The 22,641-nt window shown below is 64.1% G+C and carries 25 protein-coding genes; 15 read left to right on the forward strand and 10 right to left on the reverse strand.

Annotation, left to right across the window (positions count from 1 at the left end):
- Positions 1–112 precede the first annotated feature (112 nt).
- Both LOKO_RS08365 and LOKO_RS08370 read right to left on the reverse strand, forming a co-directional pair.
- Entirely contained in the window at positions 113–1,333 is a 1,221-nt protein-coding gene (locus tag LOKO_RS08365) for a cytochrome D1 domain-containing protein (RefSeq protein WP_066447617.1), read from the reverse strand.
- 13 nt (positions 1,334–1,346) lie between these two features.
- Positions 1,347–1,700 (reverse strand): c-type cytochrome, encoded by a 354-nt coding sequence (locus LOKO_RS08370; RefSeq protein ID WP_144439640.1) that lies wholly within the window; start codon positions 1,698–1,700, stop codon positions 1,347–1,349.
- A gap of 232 nt (positions 1,701–1,932) precedes the next feature.
- Here LOKO_RS08370 and LOKO_RS19645 point away from each other — a divergent pair, with 232 nt between their 5' ends.
- The 15 genes from LOKO_RS19645 to LOKO_RS08445 all read left to right on the forward strand — a co-directional run bounded on the left by LOKO_RS19645 (position 1,933) and on the right by LOKO_RS08445 (position 15,295).
- The gene (locus tag LOKO_RS19645) at positions 1,933–2,406 is read left to right on the forward strand and encodes an AsnC family transcriptional regulator (protein WP_066447619.1); all 474 of its coding nucleotides are present in this window, start codon (positions 1,933–1,935) and stop codon (positions 2,404–2,406) included.
- A complete protein-coding gene (ahbB, locus tag LOKO_RS19650) occupies positions 2,403–2,945 on the forward strand; it encodes a siroheme decarboxylase subunit beta (protein WP_066447622.1) in 543 nt (180 codons plus the stop codon). Before LOKO_RS19645 ends, ahbB (LOKO_RS19650) begins: the two co-directional genes overlap by 4 nt.
- Complete coding sequence (locus LOKO_RS08385; protein WP_066447624.1) at positions 2,917–3,399, forward strand: Lrp/AsnC family transcriptional regulator; 483 nt, start codon at positions 2,917–2,919, stop codon at positions 3,397–3,399. The genes ahbB (LOKO_RS19650) and LOKO_RS08385 overlap by 29 nt, the downstream gene beginning before the upstream one ends.
- Positions 3,374–3,922 carry a siroheme decarboxylase subunit beta gene (ahbB, locus tag LOKO_RS08390; RefSeq protein WP_066447626.1) on the forward strand — a complete coding sequence of 183 codons (549 nt, stop codon included), beginning with the start codon at positions 3,374–3,376 and terminating at the stop codon, positions 3,920–3,922. Before LOKO_RS08385 ends, ahbB (LOKO_RS08390) begins: the two co-directional genes overlap by 26 nt.
- A 34-nt stretch (positions 3,923–3,956) precedes the next feature.
- Positions 3,957–5,156 carry a heme d1 biosynthesis radical SAM protein NirJ gene (gene nirJ, locus LOKO_RS08395; RefSeq protein ID WP_066447628.1) on the forward strand — a complete coding sequence of 400 codons (1,200 nt, stop codon included), beginning with the start codon at positions 3,957–3,959 and terminating at the stop codon, positions 5,154–5,156.
- Between the two features lie 54 nt (positions 5,157–5,210).
- Positions 5,211–6,098 (forward strand): uroporphyrinogen-III C-methyltransferase, encoded by an 888-nt coding sequence (gene cobA / locus LOKO_RS08400; protein ID WP_066447630.1) that lies wholly within the window; start codon positions 5,211–5,213, stop codon positions 6,096–6,098.
- Positions 6,095–7,621, forward strand: coding sequence for a nitrite reductase (locus tag LOKO_RS08405; RefSeq protein WP_235588976.1), 1,527 nt, complete (start codon positions 6,095–6,097; stop codon positions 7,619–7,621). Before cobA ends, LOKO_RS08405 begins: the two co-directional genes overlap by 4 nt.
- Before the next feature lie 264 nt (positions 7,622–7,885).
- Positions 7,886–9,100 carry an NnrS family protein gene (locus LOKO_RS08410; RefSeq protein ID WP_066447632.1) on the forward strand — a complete coding sequence of 405 codons (1,215 nt, stop codon included), beginning with the start codon at positions 7,886–7,888 and terminating at the stop codon, positions 9,098–9,100.
- A 15-nt stretch (positions 9,101–9,115) separates the two neighbouring features.
- Positions 9,116–9,511 (forward strand): SirB2 family protein, encoded by a 396-nt coding sequence (locus LOKO_RS08415; protein WP_066452289.1) that lies wholly within the window; start codon positions 9,116–9,118, stop codon positions 9,509–9,511.
- Positions 9,512–9,572: 61 nt separating this feature from the next.
- Positions 9,573–9,896, forward strand: coding sequence for a carboxymuconolactone decarboxylase family protein (locus LOKO_RS08420; RefSeq protein WP_066447635.1), 324 nt, complete (start codon positions 9,573–9,575; stop codon positions 9,894–9,896).
- Between the two features lie 358 nt (positions 9,897–10,254).
- The gene (locus LOKO_RS08425; protein ID WP_066447638.1) at positions 10,255–10,701 is read left to right on the forward strand and encodes a c-type cytochrome; all 447 of its coding nucleotides are present in this window, start codon (positions 10,255–10,257) and stop codon (positions 10,699–10,701) included.
- Between the two features lie 33 nt (positions 10,702–10,734).
- The gene (locus LOKO_RS08430) at positions 10,735–12,081 is read left to right on the forward strand and encodes a cbb3-type cytochrome c oxidase subunit I (RefSeq protein ID WP_066447641.1); all 1,347 of its coding nucleotides are present in this window, start codon (positions 10,735–10,737) and stop codon (positions 12,079–12,081) included.
- 58 nt (positions 12,082–12,139) lie between these two features.
- Positions 12,140–12,961, forward strand: a complete 822-nt coding sequence (locus LOKO_RS08435) for a CbbQ/NirQ/NorQ/GpvN family protein (protein ID WP_066447643.1) — start codon at positions 12,140–12,142, stop codon at positions 12,959–12,961.
- Between the two features lie 161 nt (positions 12,962–13,122).
- Positions 13,123–15,066, forward strand: a complete 1,944-nt coding sequence (locus LOKO_RS08440; protein WP_066447647.1) for a nitric oxide reductase activation protein NorD — start codon at positions 13,123–13,125, stop codon at positions 15,064–15,066.
- Positions 15,067–15,079: 13 nt separating this feature from the next.
- Entirely contained in the window at positions 15,080–15,295 is a 216-nt protein-coding gene (locus tag LOKO_RS08445) for a hypothetical protein (RefSeq protein WP_235588977.1), read from the forward strand.
- 117 nt (positions 15,296–15,412) lie between these two features.
- Here LOKO_RS08445 and LOKO_RS08450 read toward each other — a convergent pair whose 3' ends face one another.
- The 8 genes from LOKO_RS08450 to LOKO_RS08485 all read right to left on the reverse strand — a co-directional run bounded on the left by LOKO_RS08450 (position 15,413) and on the right by LOKO_RS08485 (position 22,610).
- Positions 15,413–15,724 (reverse strand): cytochrome C oxidase subunit IV family protein, encoded by a 312-nt coding sequence (locus LOKO_RS08450; RefSeq protein ID WP_066447651.1) that lies wholly within the window; start codon positions 15,722–15,724, stop codon positions 15,413–15,415.
- Between the two features lie 2 nt (positions 15,725–15,726).
- The gene (locus LOKO_RS08455) at positions 15,727–16,317 is read right to left on the reverse strand and encodes a cytochrome c oxidase subunit 3 family protein (RefSeq protein ID WP_066447653.1); all 591 of its coding nucleotides are present in this window, start codon (positions 16,315–16,317) and stop codon (positions 15,727–15,729) included.
- Positions 16,318–16,884, reverse strand: coding sequence for a hypothetical protein (locus tag LOKO_RS08460; protein ID WP_066447656.1), 567 nt, complete (start codon positions 16,882–16,884; stop codon positions 16,318–16,320).
- Positions 16,885–16,902: 18 nt separating this feature from the next.
- Complete coding sequence (locus LOKO_RS08465; RefSeq protein WP_066447659.1) at positions 16,903–17,352, reverse strand: hypothetical protein; 450 nt, start codon at positions 17,350–17,352, stop codon at positions 16,903–16,905.
- 124 nt (positions 17,353–17,476) lie between these two features.
- Positions 17,477–18,760 carry an MFS transporter gene (locus LOKO_RS08470; protein WP_066447661.1) on the reverse strand — a complete coding sequence of 428 codons (1,284 nt, stop codon included), beginning with the start codon at positions 18,758–18,760 and terminating at the stop codon, positions 17,477–17,479.
- A gap of 106 nt (positions 18,761–18,866) precedes the next feature.
- On the reverse strand, positions 18,867–20,375 hold the full coding sequence (locus LOKO_RS08475; RefSeq protein WP_066447663.1) for an MFS transporter: 1,509 nt from the start codon (positions 20,373–20,375) through the stop codon (positions 18,867–18,869).
- 73 nt (positions 20,376–20,448) lie between these two features.
- Positions 20,449–20,907, reverse strand: coding sequence for a universal stress protein (locus LOKO_RS08480; protein WP_066447665.1), 459 nt, complete (start codon positions 20,905–20,907; stop codon positions 20,449–20,451).
- Between the two features lie 68 nt (positions 20,908–20,975).
- On the reverse strand, positions 20,976–22,610 hold the full coding sequence (locus LOKO_RS08485; RefSeq protein WP_066447666.1) for an MFS transporter: 1,635 nt from the start codon (positions 22,608–22,610) through the stop codon (positions 20,976–20,978).
- Positions 22,611–22,641: the final 31 nt, after the last annotated feature.

Below are 22,641 nucleotides of genomic sequence, written 5' to 3' on the forward strand. Positions count from 1 at the left end.
AAGTATGTAAAATACATCTTTAAGGAGGCGGTGGCGTGAGACCGAATGTCGCGGGCAGGACCAAAAAAGCCGGGAAGGATATCCCCGGCTTTCGTTTTTCCGCTGTGCTTCCCTAAAGGCCGATGCGATGAGCTCGGTGGGTAAAGAAAATGCCGCTGGGCGACTCGGCAGGCAGGGTCGCCAGCACCTCGAAGGTACGGGTGTCGTAGACGGTGATCTGGTTGCTGTCGCGAGCCGAGATCCAGATATGCTCGCCCCGGGGCGTGAACTCCTTGTGCAGGATCGACTCGCCGGGCGACAGGGTCTCGATCACCTCTAGCGTGCGGGTATCGATTACCTGCACCTTGTCATTGAGGGGATGGGCGAAGGTGACCCAGACCTGCTGCTCGTCGGGGCGGCTCATGACGAAGATCGGCTGGCCATGTACCTCGATGCGCTCGGTCAGCGACCAGTCGCGGGTATTGGCTACCAGCACCTCGTTGCGACCCACGGCGGGGAAGAAGGCCTGGTCGCCGGCCATGGCCCAGCCCTCCAGATGGGGCATCTTGTACACCGGCAGGCGCTCCTCGCCGCGGCCGTAGTCGGGCAGGATACGCTGCACGCCGTTTTCCGGGTGCCACAGGTCGAGCAGGGCCATGCCGTCCTCGCCGAACAGGCCGGCGATATAGTAGCGACCGTTGGGCGTGATCAGCGCGTCGTAGGGCATGCTGCCGACGTCACGGTACTTGGTCAGCTCGGGCTCGTCCGTGGACATGTCCAGGGTCCAGATCTCGCCCGCCTCGAACAGGCTGAAGACGAAGATATTCCCCGGAACGTCCACCACGCCCACCACCTTGGCCTGGTCGGTGGTGCCATCCGGCTTTTCGTAGGTCGCCGGCACGTCGATCACCAGTTCCATGGTCTCGACGTCGAAGACCTTCACGCCGCCGGGCTCGTAGTTGCCAACCGCCACGAAGCGGCCGTCCTGGGAGATGGCGCCGCCGATGCTGTTACCGCCCTGGATGATGCGCCCGTCGATCTCGCCGGTGAGCAGGTCGAGTCGGGTCAGCCCACCGTCACGGCCGAAGACGAAGGCGTGGCGGGCGTCACGGGTGAACTTCACCGAAGCATGAGACAGATCGCCGAAGCCTTCGATATGGCGCAGCACCGTCTTTTCGGTCGTGTCGACCAGGGCCACGCTGCCGGTAGCGCGCTCGATGACTACGCCAAGGTCGCCGGTGCCGCGTAGCTCGACATGCGCCGTGGCGTCGGGCTCGGCAGCTGCCGGGCTGCTCAGCAGCAGGGCAACGGCGCTGGCGGTGAGCAGCGTCTTGATCGGGGTGAAAAGGGGCATGGGCGACTCCTGGTCAGTCTGGCGTATTCAGTGTTTCGAGGGGATTGTCTTTTCTCAGGTGGTCGGCGATCCAGCGCGCGTCTTCCTCGCTGATCAGTGCCTTCCAGCCCGGCATGGCGCTGCCGGGTATGCCGTGCAGGATGATATGGGCGAGCGCTTCGACGGTGAAACCCTCCATGCGGTCGCGGGGCAGCGCCGGCCCCAGCCCGCCGCGCAGCGTCATGCCGTGACAGGAACCGCAGTCCTGATAGAGCAGGGTCTCGAGTTCTGCCTGGCGCTGTGGATCGAGGGCATCCTCGTGGCTCTCCGCCATGGCAGTGGCCGAGAACAGTAAGCCGATGAGCAGGAAGAGAGCCGGCTGGTACATGGGTAAGCCTCGCAGGACGACGGAACAGGAAGGGCCGTGAAAGAGAGTGGCCGTCAGCGAAGTGTCCCCTCGTTGCGGTTTTGCTGCTTTGACGGATATCAAGGTCGGGCGAGTAAAAATTCCTCTTTTGACCTGTGTCAACCGCAGCGTCAATGACCGCTTTCAGACTTGATGAGGCATGTAAGATGCGACTTAACATCATGCTTCCCATCGACCGGCTCGGTACCTGCCCATGGCTGCACTTGACCTTCTCGACCGTCGCCTCATCGACAGCTATCAGCGCGGCCTGCCGATCTGTGAGCGGCCCTACGCCGCCATGGCAGAGCAGCTTGGTGTGAGCGAAGCCGAGGTGGTTGCGCGACTGCAGGCCCTGCAGGACGAGCAGGTACTGAGCCGGGTAGGCCCGGTCTTCGATCACGCCCGGGCCGGCGCCAGCCTGCTGGCGGCGGTGGCGGTGCCGGAAACGCAGCGTGACGAGGCGGCCGAGGTGATCAATCGCTCTGCCGGCGTCAATCACAACTATGCCCGTGAGCATCGCTATAACCTCTGGTTCGTGATGACCGCTGCCGACGAAGGGCAACTGGAAGCGCGGCTCGATGCACTGGAAGCCGAGTTGGGCCAGCCGCTGCTGCGCCTGCCGATGCTCGAGGGCTTCCATATCGACCTGGGGTTTCCCATTCCCTGGGCCGAGCTGGAGGGCGCATGAGTCACGTATCGCACGAACCAGTTCCTTGCACCGACGCTGAGCGTCGCCTGCGTGCCCTGCTCGAGCGAGGCCTGCCGATCAACCCGCGCCCCTGGCTCACGCTTGGCGAGCAGTGCGGGATGAGCGAGAGCGAGGTCATGGCCTGTGTGTACCGCTGGCAGGCAGAGGGGCTGATCAAGCGCATGGGCCTGGTGGTCAAGCATCATGCCTTGGGTATCTCTGCCAATGCCATGGTGGTCTGGAACGTACCCGACGAGGCGGTGGGTGAGCTGGGAAGGCGCCTGGCAGCCGAGCCCGCGGTGACGCTCTGCTATCGCCGTCCGCGCCGGTTGCCCGACTGGCCCTACAACCTGTTCTGCATGATTCATGGCACTCGTCGCGACCGGGTTCTGGCCGCGCTGGACGAGATCGTCGAGCGCCAGGCGTTGCAGGCCATTCCCCACCGCGTGCTGTTCAGCCTCAAGGCCTACAAGCAGCGCGGGGGACGCTACACCCGAGAGGACGATAGTCATGATCGCAGAACGCCTCAGCCGGCCTGAGCCGGCGGAGCTGGACGCCGCCGACCGGCGCATCATCAATCGCCTGCAGGATGGCCTGCCGCTGGTCGAGGCGCCCTTTGCCGCCGTGGCGGCGGAAATCGACCTGAGCGAGGGTGAACTGCTCTATCGGCTCGAACGACTGCGGGACAGCGGCGTGCTCAGCCGCTTCGGCCCCATGTACCACGCCGAGCGACTGGGAGGCGGCCTCACACTGGCGGCGCTGGAAGTGCCGGAGGCCGACTTCGAGCGCGTCACCGCGGCGGTCAACGCCTTCCCGGAGGTGGCCCACAACTACCGTCGCGAGCACCGTCTCAACATGTGGTTCGTGCTGGCAACCGAAACGCCGGAAGGCATCGCCGAGGCGATCGAGGCAATCGAGGCGGCCACCGGCCTGCCGGTCTTCAACATGCCCAAGCAGGAGGAATTCCATGTCCGTCTCCACCTGCCCGTCTGAAGCCAATGCCGCCACGCCAGCGCCGGGTGGCCTGGACGCCGTCGACCGCGCCATCGTACTGGCCACCCAGGCCGGCCTGCCGCTGGTACCCGATCCCTGGAGCGCCGTGGGCAAACCGCTGGGTATTGCAGGAGAGGAAGTGCGCCAGCGCATGCAGCACATGCAGGCATCCGGGATCATCCGTCGCATTGCCGCAGTGCCCAACCACTACCGGCTGGGTTACCTGGCCAACGGCATGACCGTATGGGATGTGGATGACGCCCATATCGACCGCCTGGGCCGCATAGTGGGGACGTTGCCGGGAGTCAGCCACTGCTATCGTCGGCCTCGCCACCTGCCGGAATGGCCCTACAACCTGTTCGCCATGCTGCATGGCCAGACCCACGCCGATGTCGAGCGCCAGGCCGATGAGCTTCGCTCCCTGCTCGGTGACGCCTGCCGGGATCATCGCATTCTCTACAGCTCACGCATTCTCAAGAAGACCGGCCTGCGACTGGCCGGCCGGTCCGACAGGCAGGCCTAGGTAGAGCCAAGGCGCGCCGCTAGAGGAGTTTCCCATGTTCAGAGTTACCCGCTACATCAAGTCCCTGGTAGAGCCCACTCCGGTGCCGCCGGCGCGCAAGCCGCCGGGGCCGGTGGTGATCTGGAACCTGATCCGTCGCTGCAACCTGACCTGCAAGCACTGCTACACCACGTCGGCGGACATTGATTTTGCCGGTGAGCTCTCCAACGCCGAGGCGCATGCGGTGCTCGATGACCTGCAGCGCTTCCGGGTACCGGCGCTGATCCTCTCCGGGGGCGAGCCGTTGATGCGACCCGATATCTTCGAGCTGTCGCGTCGGTCGCGGGAGCTGGGCATCTATACCGGGCTATCCACCAACGGCACCCTGATCGATGAGTCCAACATCGACGAGATCGCCGACATCGGCTACGACTACGTCGGCATCAGCATCGATGGCCTGGAGGAGACCCACGACGTGATCCGCCAGCGCAAGGGCGCCTTCCGCGAGTCGATGCACGCGGTGAAGCTGTGTAAGGAGCGCGGCATCAAGGTGGGGCTGCGCTTCACCCTGACCCAGCAGAACTATGAGCAGCTCGGTGACATCCTGGCGCTGATCGACGAACACGACGTCGACAAGTTCTACCTCTCGCACCTCAACTACGGCGGGCGCGGCCACCGCCATGGCAAGCACGATGCCTGGCACCAGATGACCCGCGACGCCATGACCCAGCTGTTCGACCACTGCCGGGCGGAGCTGGCGCGCGGCGTCGAGCGCGAGTACGTCACCGGCAACAACGATGCCGACGGCCCCTTCCTGTTGATGTGGGCACGCGAGCACTTCCCGGAGCAGGCCGAGGCCCTGGAGCAGCGGCTGACCAACTGGGGGGGCAACGCCTCCGGTGAACACATCGCCAATATCGACAACCTCGGCAATGTCCACCCGGACACCTTCTGGTGGGATCACACCCTCGGCAACGTCCGTGAGCGGCCGTTCTCCGAGATATGGCGTGACACGCAGGACCCCCTGATGCAGGGCTTTCGTCAGCGGCCACGGCCGCTCAAGGGGCGCTGCGCAGAATGCCGCTATCTTCCGATCTGCAACGGCAACACCCGTGTGCGGGCATGGAAGGTTACCGGCGACCCCTGGGAAGAGGATCCCGGCTGCTACCTCAGCAACGAGGAGATTGGCGTCGAGGACAGTCGCCAGCGCCGTGTCGCAGCACCCTACGATGCCATCCAGAGCATCGAGCTGTAGGCCTTCACACAGAATCAGAAAGATGACCGTTGACGCTTCGGGGAGAGGCCGACCATGATCACACATCGCCATTCGCGAAACCTGAGCTTCGACCTCGATGAGGCGCCCTTGGCGTCCGGCGAGGTTGCCATCGTGGGAGCCGGCCCCGGCGACCCCGGCCTGTTGACCCTGCGCGCCCTGTCGCTGCTGCAGCAGGCCGACTGCCTGGTCTTCGACCGGCTGGTATCCCAGGAAGTGCTGGCCCTGGCGTCGGCCTCTGCGCGTCGCTATTACGTCGGCAAGGCCTCGCGCTGCCACGCCCTGACCCAGGATGAGACCAACGCCTTGCTCGTGCGCCTGGCGGGTGAGGGCAAGCGGGTCCTGCGTCTCAAGGGCGGCGACCCCTACATCTTCGGCCGTGGCGGCGAGGAGGCCGAGTACCTGATCGAGCACGGCGTCGGCTTTCGCGTGGTGCCGGGCATCACCTCGGCGTCTGGCTGCTCCACCTACTCCGGCTTTCCGCTCACCCACCGGGACTTTGCCCAGAGCGTCACCTTCGTCACCGGCCACTGCAAGGCGGATAATGCACTGGACCTCAACTGGGCCGCCCTGGCGGTGCCCAACCACACCGCTGTTTTCTACATGGGCCTGGCCAATGCCGGATTGATCAGCCGCGAGCTACAGCGCAATGGCCTGCCGGCTTCGCATCCAGTCGCCCTGGTCGAGCGCGGCACCACGCCCCAGCAGCGCCATGTGCTGGCCACGCTGGGTGACGTGGTCGAGGTCATCGAGCGGGAAAACTTCCAGCCGCCTACCCTGATCGTCGTTGGCGAGGTGGTGCGCCTGGCCGACACCCTGGCGCCGGCCATGACACGGATGACGCGACGCGACGCCGAGGCGGTCACCGGCGCGAATAGCGACAGCGCCGATGCCCCGGCGGAAATGGGGAGGATGGCGCTGTGATACGACCCTCGCTGCTGTTCGGTGCCCTGCTGGGCGTGGCCATTCCGGTCCTGCCAGCCGTCGCCGATGAGCCCGACCCCAGCATGCTCTACAACCACCACTGTGCGATCTGTCATGGTGTCAGCCGGTTGGGGGGCATTGGCCCCGCGCTGCTACCCGACAACCTCTCGCGGCTAAAGCAGGACGAGGCCTTCGAGGTGATCCACGATGGCCGCATTGCCACCCAGATGCCCGCCTACGGCGAACTGCTGGACGAGGCCGAGATCGCTGCCCTGGCAGAGTGGATCTTCGAGGCGCCGGAGGTGGAGCCGAGTTGGACAGAGGAAGACATCCTGGCCAGCCATGACGTTCGCCACGCCTATGGCACCCTGCCCGACGAGCCGGTGTTCGAGGTCGAGGATCTCAAGAACCTGTTCATCGTGGTGGAGATCGGCGATCACCACGTCAGCCTGCTCGACGGCGACAAGTTCGAGCGCATCACTCGCTTCCCCAGCCGCTATGCGCTGCACGGCGGACCCAAGTACACGCCGGACGGCCGCTACGTCTACTTCGGCTCCCGGGATGGCTGGGTGACCAAGTACGACATCTACAATCTCGAGGTAACCGCCGAGGTGCGTGCCGGCATCAATATGCGCAACATCGCCGTCTCCGCCGACGGCAATTATGTGCTGGCCGGCAACTACCTGCCGCACTCGCTGGTGCTGCTGGATGCCCGTGACCTCGACCTGATCGCCACCATCCCGGTGGAGGGCCTCAACGGCGACACGTCACGGGTCAGCGCCGTCTATACCGCGCCGCCGCGCAACAGTTTCGTCGCCGCCCTGCGCGATATTCCCGAGGTGTGGGAGATCCGCTGGCCCGAGGAGCGGGCAGACGGCGACGAGACCATCGTCGGCGACTTCGCCCTGCACCGCATGGAAGCGCCGGACTACCTGGACGACTTCTTCTTCGACATGGAGTACCGCTATATCGTGGGTGCGGCTCGCGGTGGCCAGGGCGGCCAGGTGTTCGACATGGACGAGGAGGTTAAGGTCGCCGACCTGCCGCTGGAAGGCATGCCGCACCTGGGCGCCGGCATCACCTGGGAGCTGGACGGGCGACGCGTCATGGCGATTCCGCACATCGACAAGGGGCAGGTCTCGGTCTTCGACATGACCGACTGGTCGCTGATCACCCATATCGAGACCGACGGCCCCGGCTTCTTCATGCGCAGCCACGAAAACTCGCCCTACGCCTGGGTGGACGTATTCTTCGGCCCCACCCACGACCGCATCCACGTGATCGACAAGCAGAGCCTGGAGATCGTCGAGACACTGACCCCCGAGCCGGGCAAGACCGCCGCCCACGTGGAGTTCGACCGCCGCGGCGAAACCCTGCTATTGAGCATCTGGGACGACGACGGCTACCTGCTGTGGCTCGACGCCAACACACTGGAGGAACTGGGCCGCATGCCGATGAAGCGCCCCTCGGGCAAGTACAATGTGTGGAACAAGACACAGTACGAGGAAGGCACGAGCCATTAGGAATCATTAAAAAAACCTGATTACGCATAAGGCTCAGCAGGCGCCTGGTGGAGAAAGCAGCTGTTGGAGCGCTCGGTTCGGCGCTCCGAGTCCCCATCGCGACTGGCGCCGATAGGCGCCTCGGCGGAGGCTGAAAGATTGGCCCGATGGCTGATCAAGGTGAGTAATCAGGTAGAAAGAAGCATTCTTGATACCGGTCATGGTGCTGCCCGGTTCAAGCGCAGACAATGGCTTTATCCTAGCGTTTGAGTCGGGTATGCCACCATGAAATCTGCTTCTTCAGCACCGCAAGCTGCATCCGGCCTGACGCGTCTCCCCGTGGCGCGTCTCGCCTTTCGCCCCTTCTTCCTGTTGGCATCGCTGTTCAGCGTGCTGTCACTGATCGTGTGGTTCGCCTTCTGGCATGGGGATATCCTGCTGCGGCCCCATGGTGGGCTGATGTGGTGGCACCAGCACGAGATGATCTTCGGCTTCGGCGCCGCGGTGGTGGTGGGCTTCCTGCTGACGGCGGTACAGAACTGGACCGGCCGGCCCAGCGTGAGGGGCGCTCCGTTGCTGGGCCTGGTGGGCCTCTGGCTGGCGGCACGCGTGCTGCTGGCCTACCCGATGGGCTTGCCGGCCTGGCTGCTGATGCTGCTCGACGTCGCCTTCCTGCCGCTGGCGGCATTGGTGATGGGGCGGCTGGTGGTGGCGGCCCGGCTGTGGCGCAACCTGATGTTCGTGCCGGTCTTGCTGCTGCTTGCCCTGGCCAACCTGGCCATGCATCTCGGTGTCACCCAGGGCAAGCTGCACCTGATTCGCGAGGGCGGCTACCTGGGCGTACTGCTGATTGCCATGCTGATGGTCCTGCTCGGCGGCCGCGTCATCCCCTTCTTCACCTCGCTCAAGCTGGGCCGGCCCAAGGCAACAGCGATGGTCTGGCTGGAGGCGCTTGCCGTGGGGTCGACGCTCGGCGTGGTGTTGTTGCAGCTGCTGGTCCTGTTCGGTGTGCCGATGCCGGCGGAGTTGCTGGCGCTGGTCATGCTGGTGGCGGCGGCGGCCAATCTCGTGCGCCTGGCACGCTGGGAGGGGTATCGCACCCTTCACGAACCGCTGCTCTGGGGCCTGCACATCAGCTATGCCTTCGTTTCCGTGGGGCTGTTGATGTGGGCGATGGCGCTGATGGGGGCCTTCCGCGTCGAGCTGGCGCTGCACGCCCTGGCCATTGGCGGTATTGCCGCCATGATGCTGGCCATGATGTCGCGGGTTTCGCTGGGTCACACCGGGCGCACGATTCGTACTCTGCCGGGCATCGGTGTGGGTCTGGGTCTGATGTTCGCCGGTGCGTTGCTGCGCTCGCCGGTACTGGCGATGTTCCCGCAGATCACCCACTGGACCTATAACCTCAGTATCCTGTTCTGGTGTATCGCCTATCTGATCTTCCTGATCCATTACACCCTGCCGTTGCTGAGTGCCAGGGTGGACGGGAAGGATGGCTGAGGGAGCTGGGCAGTGATCGAGCACTATTTCCTGATCAAGCACCTGCACATGACAACGGCGGGACTGAGTCTCGCCTTCTTCATCCTGCGGGCCTGGTGGTCGGTGCGCGAAGCGCCGATCCTGCAGCGGCGCTGGGTGAAGGTCGTGCCCCACGTCAACGACACCCTGCTGCTCACGCTAGGCATCCTGCTGATGGTGATGCTGTCGATGTGGCCGCAGCACCACCCCTGGCTTGCCGCAAAGATCCTCGCGCTGTTGGGTTATATCGTGCTGGGAACGGTAGCAATCAAGCGCGGGCGCACGCCGCTGGCTCGGGGCGTGGCGGCCGTGGCGGCGGTAGCGATTTTTCTCTACATGCTGGGTACGGCCGTATTCAAGGATCCCCTCTGGTTTGTCATGATGTGGTCATGATCAACGCGCCAGGCTTCTATACAATGAGCCTGACACACACGACAAGACGAGGAAAAACCGCATGGCCAATCAAGATCTTCCCTCCGGTGCCGGCAAGGTTGCGGATGACTATCCCGAGGTATGGCAGGCCTTTGCCTCGTTGGGCAAGGCGTGTGCCGAAGCTGGCCCGCTGGATGCCCGTACCCGGCGGCTGGTGAAGCTGGCACTGGCGGTAGGTAGCGGTTCCGAAGGTGCCGTTCATTCCCACATGCGGCGAGCCATGGATGAGGGTATCGAGCCTGAGGCGCTCAAGCAGGTCGCGATGCTGGCGATTCCGACCCTGGGGCTTCCCGGTGGCGTGGCGGCATTGACCTGGATCGAGGACATCACCGACGGCAGAGAATAAACGACTGCGCGGACGAAGGACCGTTGTTGCACGGTGCTCGGAATCCTCACCTATACCCCATAGGCTCCGGTTCCTGCGCGCCGTGCGCCTAGCCCTTCATTCCGCTCGTTCGTTTCTCTACCCTACCTATATACTCTGGCTCTCGGCCCGCCATGCGACATCTGACCGCAAGCTTTTCCCTCCCGTTATACCGCTTCTTCCTCGCCTCTTTGCTCAGCATTTGACGAAGGTCAATGCCGGTCCCGACACCGGGCTGTAACCTAAAGATGCACCAAAAATGCATGTTTAAAGGGGTGGGACTGATCGATCATGATCGCAGGTCCCTTGAAAAGCCACACGAGCGAGGGGGGAAAGGCCCATGACCGAAGGCCTCACCAAGGCGGCGGCGCGTAATATATTTTACGGCGGCTCGCTATTCTTCTTCCTGCTGTTTGCCGCGCTGACGGCTCACAGTCACTTCTATATCGTCAACACGTCGACCCAGCCCATGACGGACTCCGTCAGGATGGGGAAGCATGTCTGGGAAGAGCACAACTGCATCAACTGTCACACCATTCTCGGCGAAGGCTCTTACTTCGCGCCTGAAGTGGGTAATGTCTGGACGCGCTTCGGTGGCCACGACAACCCCGAGGGAGCTCGCATGGCTCTCGAAGCCTGGATGAACGCCCAGCCGACCGGCGCACCTGGTCGTCGCCAGATGCCCGCCTTCGACATCAACGATGAAGAAATGCAGGCCCTGATCGACTTCCTGGAGTGGACCGATTCCATCGACACCCAGGGCTGGCCGCCGCATCCGGCCGGCTGATCCGGATTCCAGGAACCAAGGAGAGTCGAACCGATGAAATACGAAACGCAGAAGGTGGCCTTACCCTTCTTCATGGTGGCCATGGCGCTATTCGCGCTACAGATCGTCTTCGGGCTGGCGGCGGCGGCGGCTTACGTCTGGCCGCACTTCATGTCCGAAGCCATGCCGTTCCACATTACCCGTACGAGTCATACCAACCTGCTGATCGTCTGGTTGCTGATCGGCTTCATGGGTTGTACCTACTATTTGATGCCGGAAGAGGCCGAGAACGAGATCTACAGCCCCAACCTGGCCTATTTCCAGCTGGCGCTGTTCGCCATCGCCGGTGCCGGCGCGCTGATCAGCTATCAGTTCGGCATTCATGAAGGTCGTCACTACCTCGAGCAGCCGCTATGGGCGAAGGTGGTGATAACGGTCTCCTTCCTGATGTTCCTGTTCAATACCAGCTTGACCATGCTCAAGGGGCGCAGAACCGCCATCAATATGGTGCTGATGCTCGGCCTGTGGCTGGCGGCGGTATTCTGGCTGTTTGCCTTCTACAATCCCGACAACCTGGCGTTGGACAAGCTGTGGTGGTGGTGGATCGTCCACATCTGGGTGGAAGGCGTGTGGGAACTGATCATGGCCGCACTGCTTGGCTATCTGCTGATCAAGATGACCGGCGTCGACCGCGAAGTGATCGAGAAGTGGCTCTACGTCATCGTCGGCCTGGCGCTGTTCTCCGGGCTACTGGGCACCGGCCACCACTACTACTGGATCGGCACACCGGCCTACTGGCAGCCGATCGGCAGCATCTTCTCCACCCTCGAGGTGATTCCGTTCTTCGCCATGGTGGTGTTCGCCTTCTACATGTTCTGGAAGGGCAGCCGCAATCACCCGAACAAGGCCGCCATGCTCTGGACCCTGGGCAGTGCCGCCGTGGCCTTCTTCGGCGCAGGCGTGTGGGGCTTCATGCACACCCTGTCGTGGATCAACTACTACACCCACGGCACTCAGATCACCGCGGCCCACGGCCACCTGGCCTTCTACGGCGCCTACGTGATGCTGGTACTGGGTGTCATCACCTACGCCATGCCGCAGCTGCGTCGTGTACAGCCCTATAACCAGGTGCTGAACATGTGGGCGTTCTGGATCATGACCTCGGCCATGTGGTTCATGACCTTCACCCTGACCTTCGCAGGCGTCGTCCAGACTCACCTGCAGCGGGTGCTCGGCATGAACTTCATGCAGATCCAGGAGCAGCTCGAGCTGTTCTACATCATGCGCTTCGGTACCGGTATCTTCGTGGGTATCGCTGCCCTGATGTTCATCTACGCTGTGTTCGCCCCGGCGCGTGAGCAGGTGCCTGCCACCAGCCGCCCGCTGACCGCCAACGAGTGATAGATCCTCGGTGGGGTGCGCCTCGCGCCCCACCGAGACTTCCCCTGGAGTTAACGCCATGTCTCATACCGCTACCGCCCCGGCAGCCGTTCATGACCTCGAGCGGGACCTGCCCTACTACGAACCGGTCGGCAACGAATGCGCGCTTTTCGAGCAGGCGTACGAACAGCGGCTGCCGCTGCTGCTCAAGGGACCGACCGGCTGTGGCAAGACCCGCTTCGTCAGCCACATGGCGGCCAAGCTGGGCCGCCCGCTGTTCACCGTTTCCTGTCACGATGATCTCACCGCTGCTGACCTCACCGGCCGCTACCTGCTGCAGGGTGGCGAGACCCGCTGGGTCGACGGCCCCCTGACCCGGGCCGTGCGCGAAGGCGGCATCTGCTATCTCGACGAGGTGGTGGAAGCGCGCAAGGATGTCACCGTGGTGCTTCACCCCTTGACCGATGATCGACGCATGCTGCCGCTGGAGCGTACCGGCGAGCTGCTCGAGGCACCCAAGGATTTCATGCTGGTAGTCTCCTACAACCCGGGCTATCAGCACATTCTCAAGTCACTCAAGCCGAGTACCCGCCAGCGCTTCGTGGCGATGTCCTTCGACTTCCCGCCCCCCCGGGTGGAGTGTGACATCGTTTCCCGCGAGAGCGGCCTGTCCCATGAGCGGTGCGCCGCCCTGGTGAATCTGGCGGCCCGGCTGCGCGAACTCAAGGGCCAGGACCTGGAAGAGGGCGTTTCCACCCGTCTGCTGGTCTACTGCGCCACGCTGATCAACGCCGGCATGCCGATCCTGGAGGCGACCCGTGCCACCCTGGTCGAGCCGCTTTCCGACGACCTGGACGTTCAGGAAGGGTTGATGGAAGCAATACAGGCCACATTCGGCTAGGCCCTCCGCACAAGAGGCCCCGGGGTGCTGGCCTGAGAGGAGGTCCTACGCCAGGGATTGGCGTCGGTAGCGTACAGGGATGTATTCACAGCGCCTCCTCGATGGCCCATCGGCCCGGGGCCGGACGACTGGCCCAGCGCTTCCTATAATGGAGATTTGCCATGCTGCACTTTCTCGAAGTCGAGGAATTCGTCGGCCGCCATTGGCACCGCTGGGCGTCCAGTGCGGCCAGTTATCAGCGCTATCCGGAAGCGGCCGTGAGCCTGGAAGACCTGCGCCATGTACTGGGCGTCTTCTTTCGTGCCAGCGGCGGCGAGGCCGGTGTCGAGGTCGCCGCCATCGTCGCGCGCAGCTCCCAGCACCGCCTGTCGCTACGCCAGCGCCTGGGCTTCGACGACGAGGCCATCGACCAGGCGCGTCGCGACGAAGAGAACCTGCTGCTGCCCCCCACGCTGGATGTCTTCCCGGATGCAGCGCTCAACCGGGATCTCTACTTCTGGCTGGTCGCCTATCTGGCCGTGGCGCAGCGCCCGGTGGCCAAGCACGACCCGCTGCGTGACGATCTCTCCAGGCTGAGGGAGTCCGTGCGTGCCCGCGATGCGGCACTGGCCCGCTTCCCGGGGCTTGCCGAACGCTATCGCCGGCTCTGCCTGGGGCTGCTCATCGTGCGCCCGGAGCGCAAGCGGTTGCCGCCGATGGAACAGGCGCTGGAATCGACCCTGCGCGTATTGCTGGGAGAAGAGCTCGAGCTGGAAGGCTGGGCCGCCGCCATGCATCGGGCAGTCTGCGATCCAGCCGCTTCCCTGAAAGACTTCCGCGCGCCGCGGGGCTACCGTCCACCGCTGCCGGTGCCCCTGTGGGGCCAGGTGGTGGAACTGGGCACCGGTTCAACCCGCGCCGACGAGGAGAGCGACCCCCACGAGGAGGGCACCACCAACAGCCCCCAGACGGTGAGCGACGGCAAGCGCAAGGCCGAACGCAAGACCCAGGACCAGACCGAGCGCGACGACCCGCTGGTCGCCAACCGCTTCGAGAAAATGCTCTCCTGGACCGAGATGGTCAACCTCAATCGACTGGTCGAGGACAACGAGGACGAGGAAGCCAAGCGCGCCGCCGAGCAGATGGAGGAGATCATCCTGAGCCCGCACAAGCAGCGGGCGGCTACGCGCATCAAGGTCGACCTCGATCTGCCGCCGGACGAGGTGCTGGGCGATCGGCTGCGCGGCAAGCACGCCTACGCCGAGTGGAACTACCGCAAGCAGATCTACCTGCCCGACCACTGCCTGGTGCATACCGAACTGCAGAGCGAGGAGGGCGAGCAGTGGGAGCCCGATGCCGCCACCCATCGGCGTATCCGCCGGGTGCGTCGTGAGTTCGAGGCCCTGCGTCCGCGGCGCGAGATGCTTCGCGGGCAGCTCGACGGCAGCGAACTGGACATGGATGCGGTGATCCGCTCGCGCTGTGACCTGGCTGCCACCGGCGAGTCCAGCGACCGACTCTATCAGGCGACCCGGCAGCAGGCCCGTGACCTGGCTGTCTCGATCCTGGTCGACGTCTCGCTTTCCACCGATGCCTGGCTGGAGGACCGCCGGGTGCTCGATGTGGAGAAAGAGGCGCTGCTGGTGCTGGGCCACGGCCTGGCCGGCTGCGGCGACGACTATTCCATCCACTGCTTCACCTCGCATCGCCGCCAGAAGGTCTGGGTCAACACCCTGAAAACCTTCGAGGAGACCATGAGCGAACGAGTGGCGCGGCGAATCTCGGCGTTGAAGCCGGGGCACTACACCCGCATGGGGCCGGCGATCCGCCACGTGGCACAGGAGCTGGCCAAGCGTCCCAACCGTCACCGGCTGCTGCTGGTGATCACTGACGGCAAGCCCAACGACACCGACTACTACGAGGGTCGCTACGGTATCGAGGACACCCGCAAGGCGGTGCTCGAGGCGCGCCAGCAGGAGGTGCGGGTCTTCGGTGTGACCGTCGACAGCGAGGCCCATCAGTATGTCTCGCGCCTCTTCGGCCGCGGCAGCTACGCCATCGTCAACCGTCCCGAACACCTGGCCCAGGCGCTGCCGGGCATCTATCGTCAGATCATCGGTAGCTGAGAGAGGACTCCACATGACCCTGACAATGAGCCGTCCCGTCATGGCAACGCTGTTCGGCGTGATCGCGGCCTTCGTCGTGCTGACGCCGCTGGTCTGGCTGATCAACACCCGGGACTGGGGTATCTTCCTGATGTTGCTGGCGCCCTTCGTGATCTATGGCCTGATCCACGCCGGTCGCCGGCTGGCGGAGTGGGCCGATCCGCCCCCGCCGCCACCCGACGATGAGTGAAACGTCGTTCAAGACAGCATAAGACCGACGCCGGCCCCCAGGGCCGGCGTCATTGCGTTCATCGGGAGTCGTGCGTAGTTGAGCTCGCAGAAGCTCGGGGGAATTGGCTGCCCGGCTTCAGTCGCCCAGCTGTGCCAGCAGGTAGCCTGATGCCACCAGCAGCAGCGTGAACAGCACCAGGCCGATAAAGGCGCCCCGCCAGGCGGCACTGGCATCGCGCAGGCCGAGATAGGTCATCAGCACCTGGTGGGCCTTGAAGGCGGTGCTGAGCAACAGCAGGCCTGCGGACCACATCGGCAGCGCCTGCAGGCGGGCATCGCCGCCGAGCTGGGCCGAGAACATGGTGATCAGCGTCAGTCCCATCAATACCGCCCAGGTGATCAGCAGCCTACGGGTAGCGGGGGGCAGGGTGGCAAGGCGCGTCGGCATGGTCACCTCAGCAGGTAGATGATGGGATAGAGCAGGATCCAGATCAGGTCGACCATGTGCCAGAAGGCGGCGGCGGTCTCCACGTTGTCGTGGGAGATGCGCCACGCCACCAGGGCGATCAGCCCCAGGCCGAAAAGCACGTGGGCGAAGTGAAAGCCGGTCAGCAGGTAGTAGAAGGTAAAGAAGGTGTTGGTCTCGGGCATCAGGCCCTGGCCGAGCTTGTCGGCGTACTCCATCACCTTGACCACGCAGAACACCACGCCGAGGGCGAAGGCCCCGGCCAGCCACTGACGGCAGCGGCGCCTGTCGCCTTGTCCAATGGCCTGAACGGCCAGGGCGGCGAACAGCCCGCTGGTCAGCAGTACCAGGGTGTTGATGCCACCGGCCACCGGGTCGAGCATCTGCTGGGAGGCATCGAACACCTCCCGTTCGCCGATTCTGAGCCAGGCGAAGAGCCCGAAGAAAGCGGCGAAGACCACCATCTCGCTCAGGATCAACACCCACATCAGCGGGTTGCCGGGAAGTGCCGAAAGCGGCCCCCAGCCCGGATTGGGCAGCGGCCGCTGCTGGGTGGTCTCGTGCTGCTGTGCCACTCAGCCCTCCGGGGCGATGGGCGTTCGGTCGAACTCGGCGCGCACGGCCGGAGTGGTCAGCTTCCAGCCCGCCCAGGCGAACAGCGCCACCAGCACGGTCGCGACCATGATCAGCAGGCTGAGCGCGCCGACCAGTCCAGCCACCGGGTTGCCGGGATTCACGGCATCGGTGATGGCAGCGTCCGGCAGAAAGCCGAAGGTCATTGGCGTCAATGCGGCGGCGCCGAACACGCCGACGAAGCCGGCCGACATCAGGCCGACAAAGGCGGGGCGGGCCCAGGGTCGGCGTAGCAGCAGTGCTACGGCCAGCACCAGTGTGGCCAGTGAACCGATCATCATCAGCACGGCAAGCCCACCGCTGCGCTCGATCAGCCAGGCCACGCCGCCGGTCAGCCCGCCGCTACCGGCCTCGACGCCAAGTGAGGCCACGATGGCGTCACCGGGCAGCAGGGGCAGGGTCATCAGCGCCAGTACCAGCAGCGAGAAGGCGATAAAGCCCAAGGCAATACCGGTAACGGCGAGGGAGCGAGGGGGCGCCGAGCGAGAATAGTACGTAGCCGTATGCATTTGCAGCTCCATGACGAATCAATCGTCCAATGAGACGGTGGCGCCACCGAACAGCAGACTACGGGGCGCATCGATGGCGCGGTTGTTCATCAGCCTGTTGATGCCGACCCCACAGCGGCCCATGGTCCAGCCCAGGCAGGCGGTAAAGAAGCCGTAGCCCAGGGTCCAGGAGACCCAGGAGGGCGCGCCGATCACCCCAAGCAGGTTCCAGGCCGCCAGCGCAGCGGCGCCGCCCAGGGCGCCCAGCCAGAAGGTGCGGGTCTGGAACAGCAGGTGGCTATTGATCCAGTCGGCGTTGTTGCGACGAAAAAGGTGTGCGACCAGCATGCCGATCGGCCCAGTCACCACGGTCATCACGCTGCCCAGGTAGAGCACGTAGACAGTGGCCGCTACGCCCTTGCCACGCGTGTCGGCCGTGGGGGCTTGTTCGACGGTTGTTCGGGTATCGAGGGACGACGTGGAGGACATCGGCTACCTCCTGGTTAAGCCATGTGTTTGAACAAATATGCAGGATACCACTATGCCCTCTGGTGCCGGCTTCGTCCTTGTCGTGGATCAAAACTCCCACCGCCTTGCACCGGTATCGAGCGAATCAATCGGCCTCTGCTGCCGGCTTGCGGATGACCGTGGCCTGGTGGTGCTCATCGCGGGTGAAGACCGGAGCCCGCCGCTCGGTCCACCACATCCAGACGATGGAGACCAGGGTCACGCCGAAGCAGAGCATCCACACCGAGGTGGCCACGCCGGTAAAGTCCACCAGCAGACCGAACAGGATCGGCAGCAGAAAGCCACCCACGCCGCCGGCCAGCCCGACAATGCCGGAAACGAGGCCGAGGTTGCGGTCGTACTCGTCCGACAGGTACTTGAACACCGAGGCCTTGCCGATACCCCAGGCGATGCCCACCACGAACAGGGCAAGTGTGAACAGCCAGATGGGAATGCCGAAGCTGAACTCCAGGCGGGAGCCGTCGACCTGTTGCACGGCGTACTGGGTATGGGGGTAGGACATGATGAACAGGGCGACCAGGCTGGCCCACATGCAGGACCAGGTGACGGAGTGGGCGCCGAAGCGATCGGAGAGCCAGCCGCCGAAGGCGCGGATGACACCCGACGGCAGCACGAAGATGGTGGCGATCAGGGCGGCGAGCTGTATGCCCATGCCATATTCGTTCATGTAGTAGCGGGTGAGCCACAGCGAGACGCCCACATAGCCGCCGAAGACCACCGAGTAGTACTGGCAGTACTTCCACACCTTGGGGTCGTTCAGCACGGCGACCTGCTCGCGCAGGGTGGGGCGGTTGGCATTACGGTGGCTCGGGTCCGAGAAGGTGAAGAACCAGAAGATCAGGGCGGTGATCAGCATGATGGCCGCGTACAGGTTGGGCACCGCCTGCCAGCCGAGCACGATGATCACCGTGGGGGCCACGAACTTGGTCACGGCGGCACCGGCGTTGCCGGCGCCGAAGATCCCCATGGCCAGCCCCTGGCGGTCGCGTTCGAACCACTTGGCGGTATAGGTGATACCCACCGAGAAACCGCCACCGGCCAGGCCGATCACGGCGCCCAGCATCAGCAGTTGCCAGTACTGGGTGGCGAACTGCACCGCCCAGATCGCCGGCACCGTGGTCAGCATCAGCGCCATGAAGACGGGGCGGCCGCCCATGCGGTCGGTCATGGCGCCCAGCGGTAGCCGCACCAGCGAGCCGGTCAGGATGGGAACGGCGGCCAGGATGCCGAACTGGGTGTCGCTCAGCCCCAGCTCCTCGGCAATGGGCACGCCGATCTCGCCGAACATGGTCCACACCATGAAGCACATGGTGAAGGCGAAGGTGTTGGCGGTCAGTACCGAGTACTGCTTGAAACGCGGCGAAGCCATGGAATCTCCCGATGAAAGGGGCGGTTCGGTTTTTGCCTTCAGCCAGAAGCTGGAAAGCCAAAAGGGCAGCGATCGCCTTGGCGACCGCTGCCCGGCTGCAGTCGGATCAACCCTGCTGCGGCTTGGCCTGTGTCTTGGCCAGCTCCTGCTCCTCGATCATGCGGTCGACGGAGGAGACGTAGTACTCCTCATCGAAAGCCCCCTCCGGCTCCTTCAGCCAGATCAGGCAGATCAGCCAGCTGAGGAAGGCGCCGCCGGCGATGATGTAGAAGAACTGGGTGGGTGTGACGAAGGTGAAGATCGTCAGATAGACCACCGCCCCCACGTTGCCGTAGGCACCGGCCATGCCCGAGATCTGGCCAGTGATACGGCGCTTGATCGAGGGGATGATGCCGAAGGTGGCGCCCTCCGCCCCCTGGACGAAGAAGGAGGTGAAAATGGTGATGGCGATGGCGATGACCAGCGGCCAGCTGGAGTTGAGCAGGCCCATCATCACGAAGCCGATACCGATGCCGAACATGTAACTGAGCATCACGAAGCGACGGTTGCCCATGCGATCCGATACCAGTCCGCCCATGGGGCGTGCCACCAGGTTCACGAAGGCGAAGGAGGCGGCGATCATGCCCGCCGTGGCGGCATTCAGCCCCCAGGTTTCCTCGAAGAACATCGGCAGCATGGAGACCACCGCCAGTTCGGCGCCGAAGTTGGCGAAGTAGGTGCTGTTGAGGGCGGCCACGCTGCTGAATGGATACTTGTCGTCTTCCGGCACCCCCTTCTTCAGGATCGGCACGTTGACCCGCAGGATCTGCACGACCTGATAGATGATGACGGCGACGATGATCAGGTAGCAGATCACGGCGGCGGTCACCGACATGTAGCCCATGTTCTGGATGCGCCATACCAGGATGCCCAGGCAGCCCACCAGCGGGATGGTCCAGATGATCAACTTGATCATGTCGCCCCAGGTGCTGACTTCCATGGCCATGGCCTTGCGCGGCTTGCGGTGTGCGCGAGCATCGGGGCCATCGGTGATGGCGAACCAGTAGTAGACCCCGTAGGCGGCCATCACGATGGCGCTCTGGGCGATGGCCCAGCGCCAGCCGTCCTCGCCGCCGAACATGGTGATGGCGATGGTGGGCAGGGTCATGGCGGCGGCGGCGGAGCCGAAATTGCCCCAGCCGGCGTAGAAGCCCTCGGCGAAGCCGATGTCCTTGGGTTTGAACCAAAGGGCGGTCATGTGGATGCCGACCACGAAGCTGGCGCCGATGGAGCTCAGTACCAGGCGTGAGACCAGCAGCTGGGACATGGTGTTGCCGAAGGCGAACACCAGTGCCGGGATCGACATGCTGACCATCAGTACCGAGAACACTCGGCGCGGGCCGAAGCGGTCCAGGGCCATGCCGACGATGATGCGGGCGGGAATGGTCAGGGCCACGTTGGCGATGGCGAACAGGCGGATATCGTCCCGGGTCAACCAGTCGACGCTTTTCAGCATGCTCGACGCCAGGGGCGCCATGTTGAACCAGACGTAGAAGGTGATGAAGAAAGCGATCCAGGTCAGGTGAAGGGCCCTGATCTCAGGACTGCGAACCTTGAAGACGGCGGATACTTTCATGGTCGTATCATCCCGAAAGAGTAAAAGTGACAGCGATGAGTGACGGCAGTGATGAGTGATGGCGATACCCGGCTCATGGGCTGGGCAGTATCAACAGCGGACACTCGACGCGCCGGGCCAGGAAGGAGCTGACGCTGCCGAAGGTCATGTAGTCGAGCTCGTCCACGAAGTAGCTCAGCGACTGGGCGATGATGCCGCCGTCGGGCTTGTTGCTGTGACGGGCGATGACCAGCACGTCGGGCTGATGCTTCTGGGTGGCGCGCAGGATCATCTTGCGTGGGTCGCCTTCGGCCAGGATCCAGTCGACATCGAATTCCTCGCGGGTGGCGAAATCGGCGCCCTCCTTGAGGGCGGCCTTCAGCTCCTCGTACTCCTCCTGGAACAGGTCCTCGTTGGCATCGGTGGCGTCGCGGGGGTTCTCCGCCACGCCCACCAGCACCAGGGTGGGAGCGTTGCAGCGAAACAGGCTGACGGTCTGGGCCAGGGCCAGCTTGGCGTTTCGCGAGCCGTCATAGGCGATCATGACTTTCATGACATCCCTCCGGAGAAGGCAAGGTAGGGGGTGTGCTCCGGCGTGACACCGGAGCACGGATGCTCGAATCAGGGATTCTTCACGTAGGCGTTGGGGCGTAGGTAGAACCACCAGTTGATCACCAGGCACACCGCGTAGAAGATCGCGAAGCCGTACATGGCGAGCTCGGGGGTGCCGGCCTGGATCTGCTCGCCCATCACCCGCGGGGCGATGAAGGCGCCGTAGGCGGCCACGGCGGAGGTCCAGCCCAGCACCGGCCCCTTCTGGTGCTGATCGAAGATCACGCCGATGGTGCGGAAGGTGGAGCCGTTGCCGATGCCGCTGGCGGCGAACAGGATCACGAACAGCAGCATGAACACGGCGAAGTAGCTGTTCGGGTCGGTGGAGTTGTAGGCCAGCATCATCACGTAGCCGGTGACGGCGGAAGCCACGACCATGACCACCGAGATCACCTGGGTGACAATGGAGCCACCCACCTTGTCGGAGACCCAGCCGCCGATGGGGCGAATCAGGGCGCCGACGAAGGGACCGATCCAGGCCCAGGTCAGGGCGCTGGGGCCGTCGGGGTTGGCTACGCGGGTCACGCTGCCGTCGGCGGCCACTTCCATCATGTTGCCGAAGATGACGTTGATCGACAGCGGCAGCGCGGCTGAGAAGCCGATGAAGGAGCCGAAGGTCAGGATATAGAGAACGGTCATCGACCAGGTGTGCTTGTTCGAGAAGATCGCGAACTGCTTCTGGATATTGGGCTTGATTTCACCCGGGATCAGGCGCATCAGCACCAGAGTCAGCACGATGGTCAGCGGCAGGGCGAGCCACATGCCCAGCAGGTTGAGGGCAAACATGCCGATGATAGCTGCGACGGCGCCCACGGCGTAGAGGCCGAGGATCTTGCCGAAGGCCTGCATCGGCGTGCCGGGATTCGGGGTAATGGGGCGCAGATTGTTCATGCCGAACCAGCCGGCAAAGGCCAGCGGAATCAGGAACAGCAGCCAGACGAAGCCGGCGTTCTGGATCCAGGTTTCGGTACCCGCCTCGATGCGCCCGATCAGGGTGCCGCTGGAACTCTGCAGCTCCATGGAGCCGCCGGCGAGGGCGCCGAAGATACCCACGGTCATCACCAGCGGAATCAGAATCTGCATGGTGGTGACGCCGAAGTTGCCCAGGCCCGCATTCATGCCCAGGGCGTAGCCCTGCTGCTTCTTGGGGTAGAAGGTCGAGATGTTGCTCATCGAGGCGGCGAAGTTACCGCCGCCGATACCCGAGAGCAGCGCCAGGGCCTGGAAGACCCACAGCGGCGTGTCGGGGTTCATCAGCGCGACCCCGGTGCCGAAGGCGGGGATCATCAACAGCGCGGTGGTCAGGAAGACGGTGTTGCGCCCGCCGGCGATGCGGATCATGAACGAGGCGGGAATGCGCAGCGTTGCACCGGAGAGGCCGGCCAGGGCGGTCAGGGTGAACAGCTCCCCCACGGTGAAGGGGAAGCCGAGGTTCTGCATCTGGGTGGTGATCATGCCCCACATCATCCAGACGGCGAACCCCATCAGCAGGCTGGGGATGGAGATCCACAGGTTGCGGTTGGCGATCTTCTTGCCGCTGCGTTGCCAGAATTCATCGTTCTCGATATCCCAATGTTCGATATCGCCGTTCGTCTTGCCCGACTTCACGACAGGACCCCCGATATCGGCATCTGTCTTGGCCATGTTGATTCCCCCTAGGTGGCTCTGCTGAACC

The sequence above is a fragment of the Halomonas chromatireducens genome (genome assembly GCF_001545155.1).
In the GTDB taxonomy this organism is placed as follows: Bacteria; Pseudomonadota; Gammaproteobacteria; order Pseudomonadales; family Halomonadaceae; genus Halomonas; species Halomonas chromatireducens.

Excerpts from the sequence above, each read along its gene's own strand:
- LOKO_RS08365 (WP_066447617.1), bottom strand. The coding sequence starts at position 1,333 with ATGCCCCTTTTCACCCCGATCAAGACGCTGCTCACCGCCAGCGCCGTT.
- LOKO_RS08370 (WP_144439640.1), bottom strand. The coding sequence starts at position 1,700 with ATGTACCAGCCGGCTCTCTTCCTGCTCATCGGCTTACTGTTCTCGGCC.
- LOKO_RS19645 (WP_066447619.1), top strand. The coding sequence starts at position 1,933 with ATGGCTGCACTTGACCTTCTCGACCGTCGCCTCATCGACAGCTATCAG.
- ahbB (WP_066447622.1), top strand. The coding sequence starts at position 2,403 with ATGAGTCACGTATCGCACGAACCAGTTCCTTGCACCGACGCTGAGCGT.
- LOKO_RS08385 (WP_066447624.1), top strand. The coding sequence starts at position 2,917 with ATGATCGCAGAACGCCTCAGCCGGCCTGAGCCGGCGGAGCTGGACGCC.
- ahbB (WP_066447626.1), top strand. The coding sequence starts at position 3,374 with ATGTCCGTCTCCACCTGCCCGTCTGAAGCCAATGCCGCCACGCCAGCG.
- nirJ (WP_066447628.1), top strand. The coding sequence starts at position 3,957 with ATGTTCAGAGTTACCCGCTACATCAAGTCCCTGGTAGAGCCCACTCCG.
- cobA (WP_066447630.1), top strand. The coding sequence starts at position 5,211 with ATGATCACACATCGCCATTCGCGAAACCTGAGCTTCGACCTCGATGAG.
- LOKO_RS08410 (WP_066447632.1), top strand. The coding sequence starts at position 7,886 with ATGAAATCTGCTTCTTCAGCACCGCAAGCTGCATCCGGCCTGACGCGT.
- LOKO_RS08420 (WP_066447635.1), top strand. The coding sequence starts at position 9,573 with ATGGCCAATCAAGATCTTCCCTCCGGTGCCGGCAAGGTTGCGGATGAC.
- LOKO_RS08425 (WP_066447638.1), top strand. The coding sequence starts at position 10,255 with ATGACCGAAGGCCTCACCAAGGCGGCGGCGCGTAATATATTTTACGGC.
- LOKO_RS08430 (WP_066447641.1), top strand. The coding sequence starts at position 10,735 with ATGAAATACGAAACGCAGAAGGTGGCCTTACCCTTCTTCATGGTGGCC.
- LOKO_RS08435 (WP_066447643.1), top strand. The coding sequence starts at position 12,140 with ATGTCTCATACCGCTACCGCCCCGGCAGCCGTTCATGACCTCGAGCGG.
- LOKO_RS08440 (WP_066447647.1), top strand. The coding sequence starts at position 13,123 with ATGCTGCACTTTCTCGAAGTCGAGGAATTCGTCGGCCGCCATTGGCAC.
- LOKO_RS08445 (WP_235588977.1), top strand. The coding sequence starts at position 15,080 with ATGACCCTGACAATGAGCCGTCCCGTCATGGCAACGCTGTTCGGCGTG.
- LOKO_RS08450 (WP_066447651.1), bottom strand. The coding sequence starts at position 15,724 with ATGCCGACGCGCCTTGCCACCCTGCCCCCCGCTACCCGTAGGCTGCTG.
- LOKO_RS08460 (WP_066447656.1), bottom strand. The coding sequence starts at position 16,884 with ATGCATACGGCTACGTACTATTCTCGCTCGGCGCCCCCTCGCTCCCTC.
- LOKO_RS08465 (WP_066447659.1), bottom strand. The coding sequence starts at position 17,352 with ATGTCCTCCACGTCGTCCCTCGATACCCGAACAACCGTCGAACAAGCC.
- LOKO_RS08470 (WP_066447661.1), bottom strand. The coding sequence starts at position 18,760 with ATGGCTTCGCCGCGTTTCAAGCAGTACTCGGTACTGACCGCCAACACC.
- LOKO_RS08475 (WP_066447663.1), bottom strand. The coding sequence starts at position 20,375 with ATGAAAGTATCCGCCGTCTTCAAGGTTCGCAGTCCTGAGATCAGGGCC.
- LOKO_RS08480 (WP_066447665.1), bottom strand. The coding sequence starts at position 20,907 with ATGAAAGTCATGATCGCCTATGACGGCTCGCGAAACGCCAAGCTGGCC.
- LOKO_RS08485 (WP_066447666.1), bottom strand. The coding sequence starts at position 22,610 with ATGGCCAAGACAGATGCCGATATCGGGGGTCCTGTCGTGAAGTCGGGC.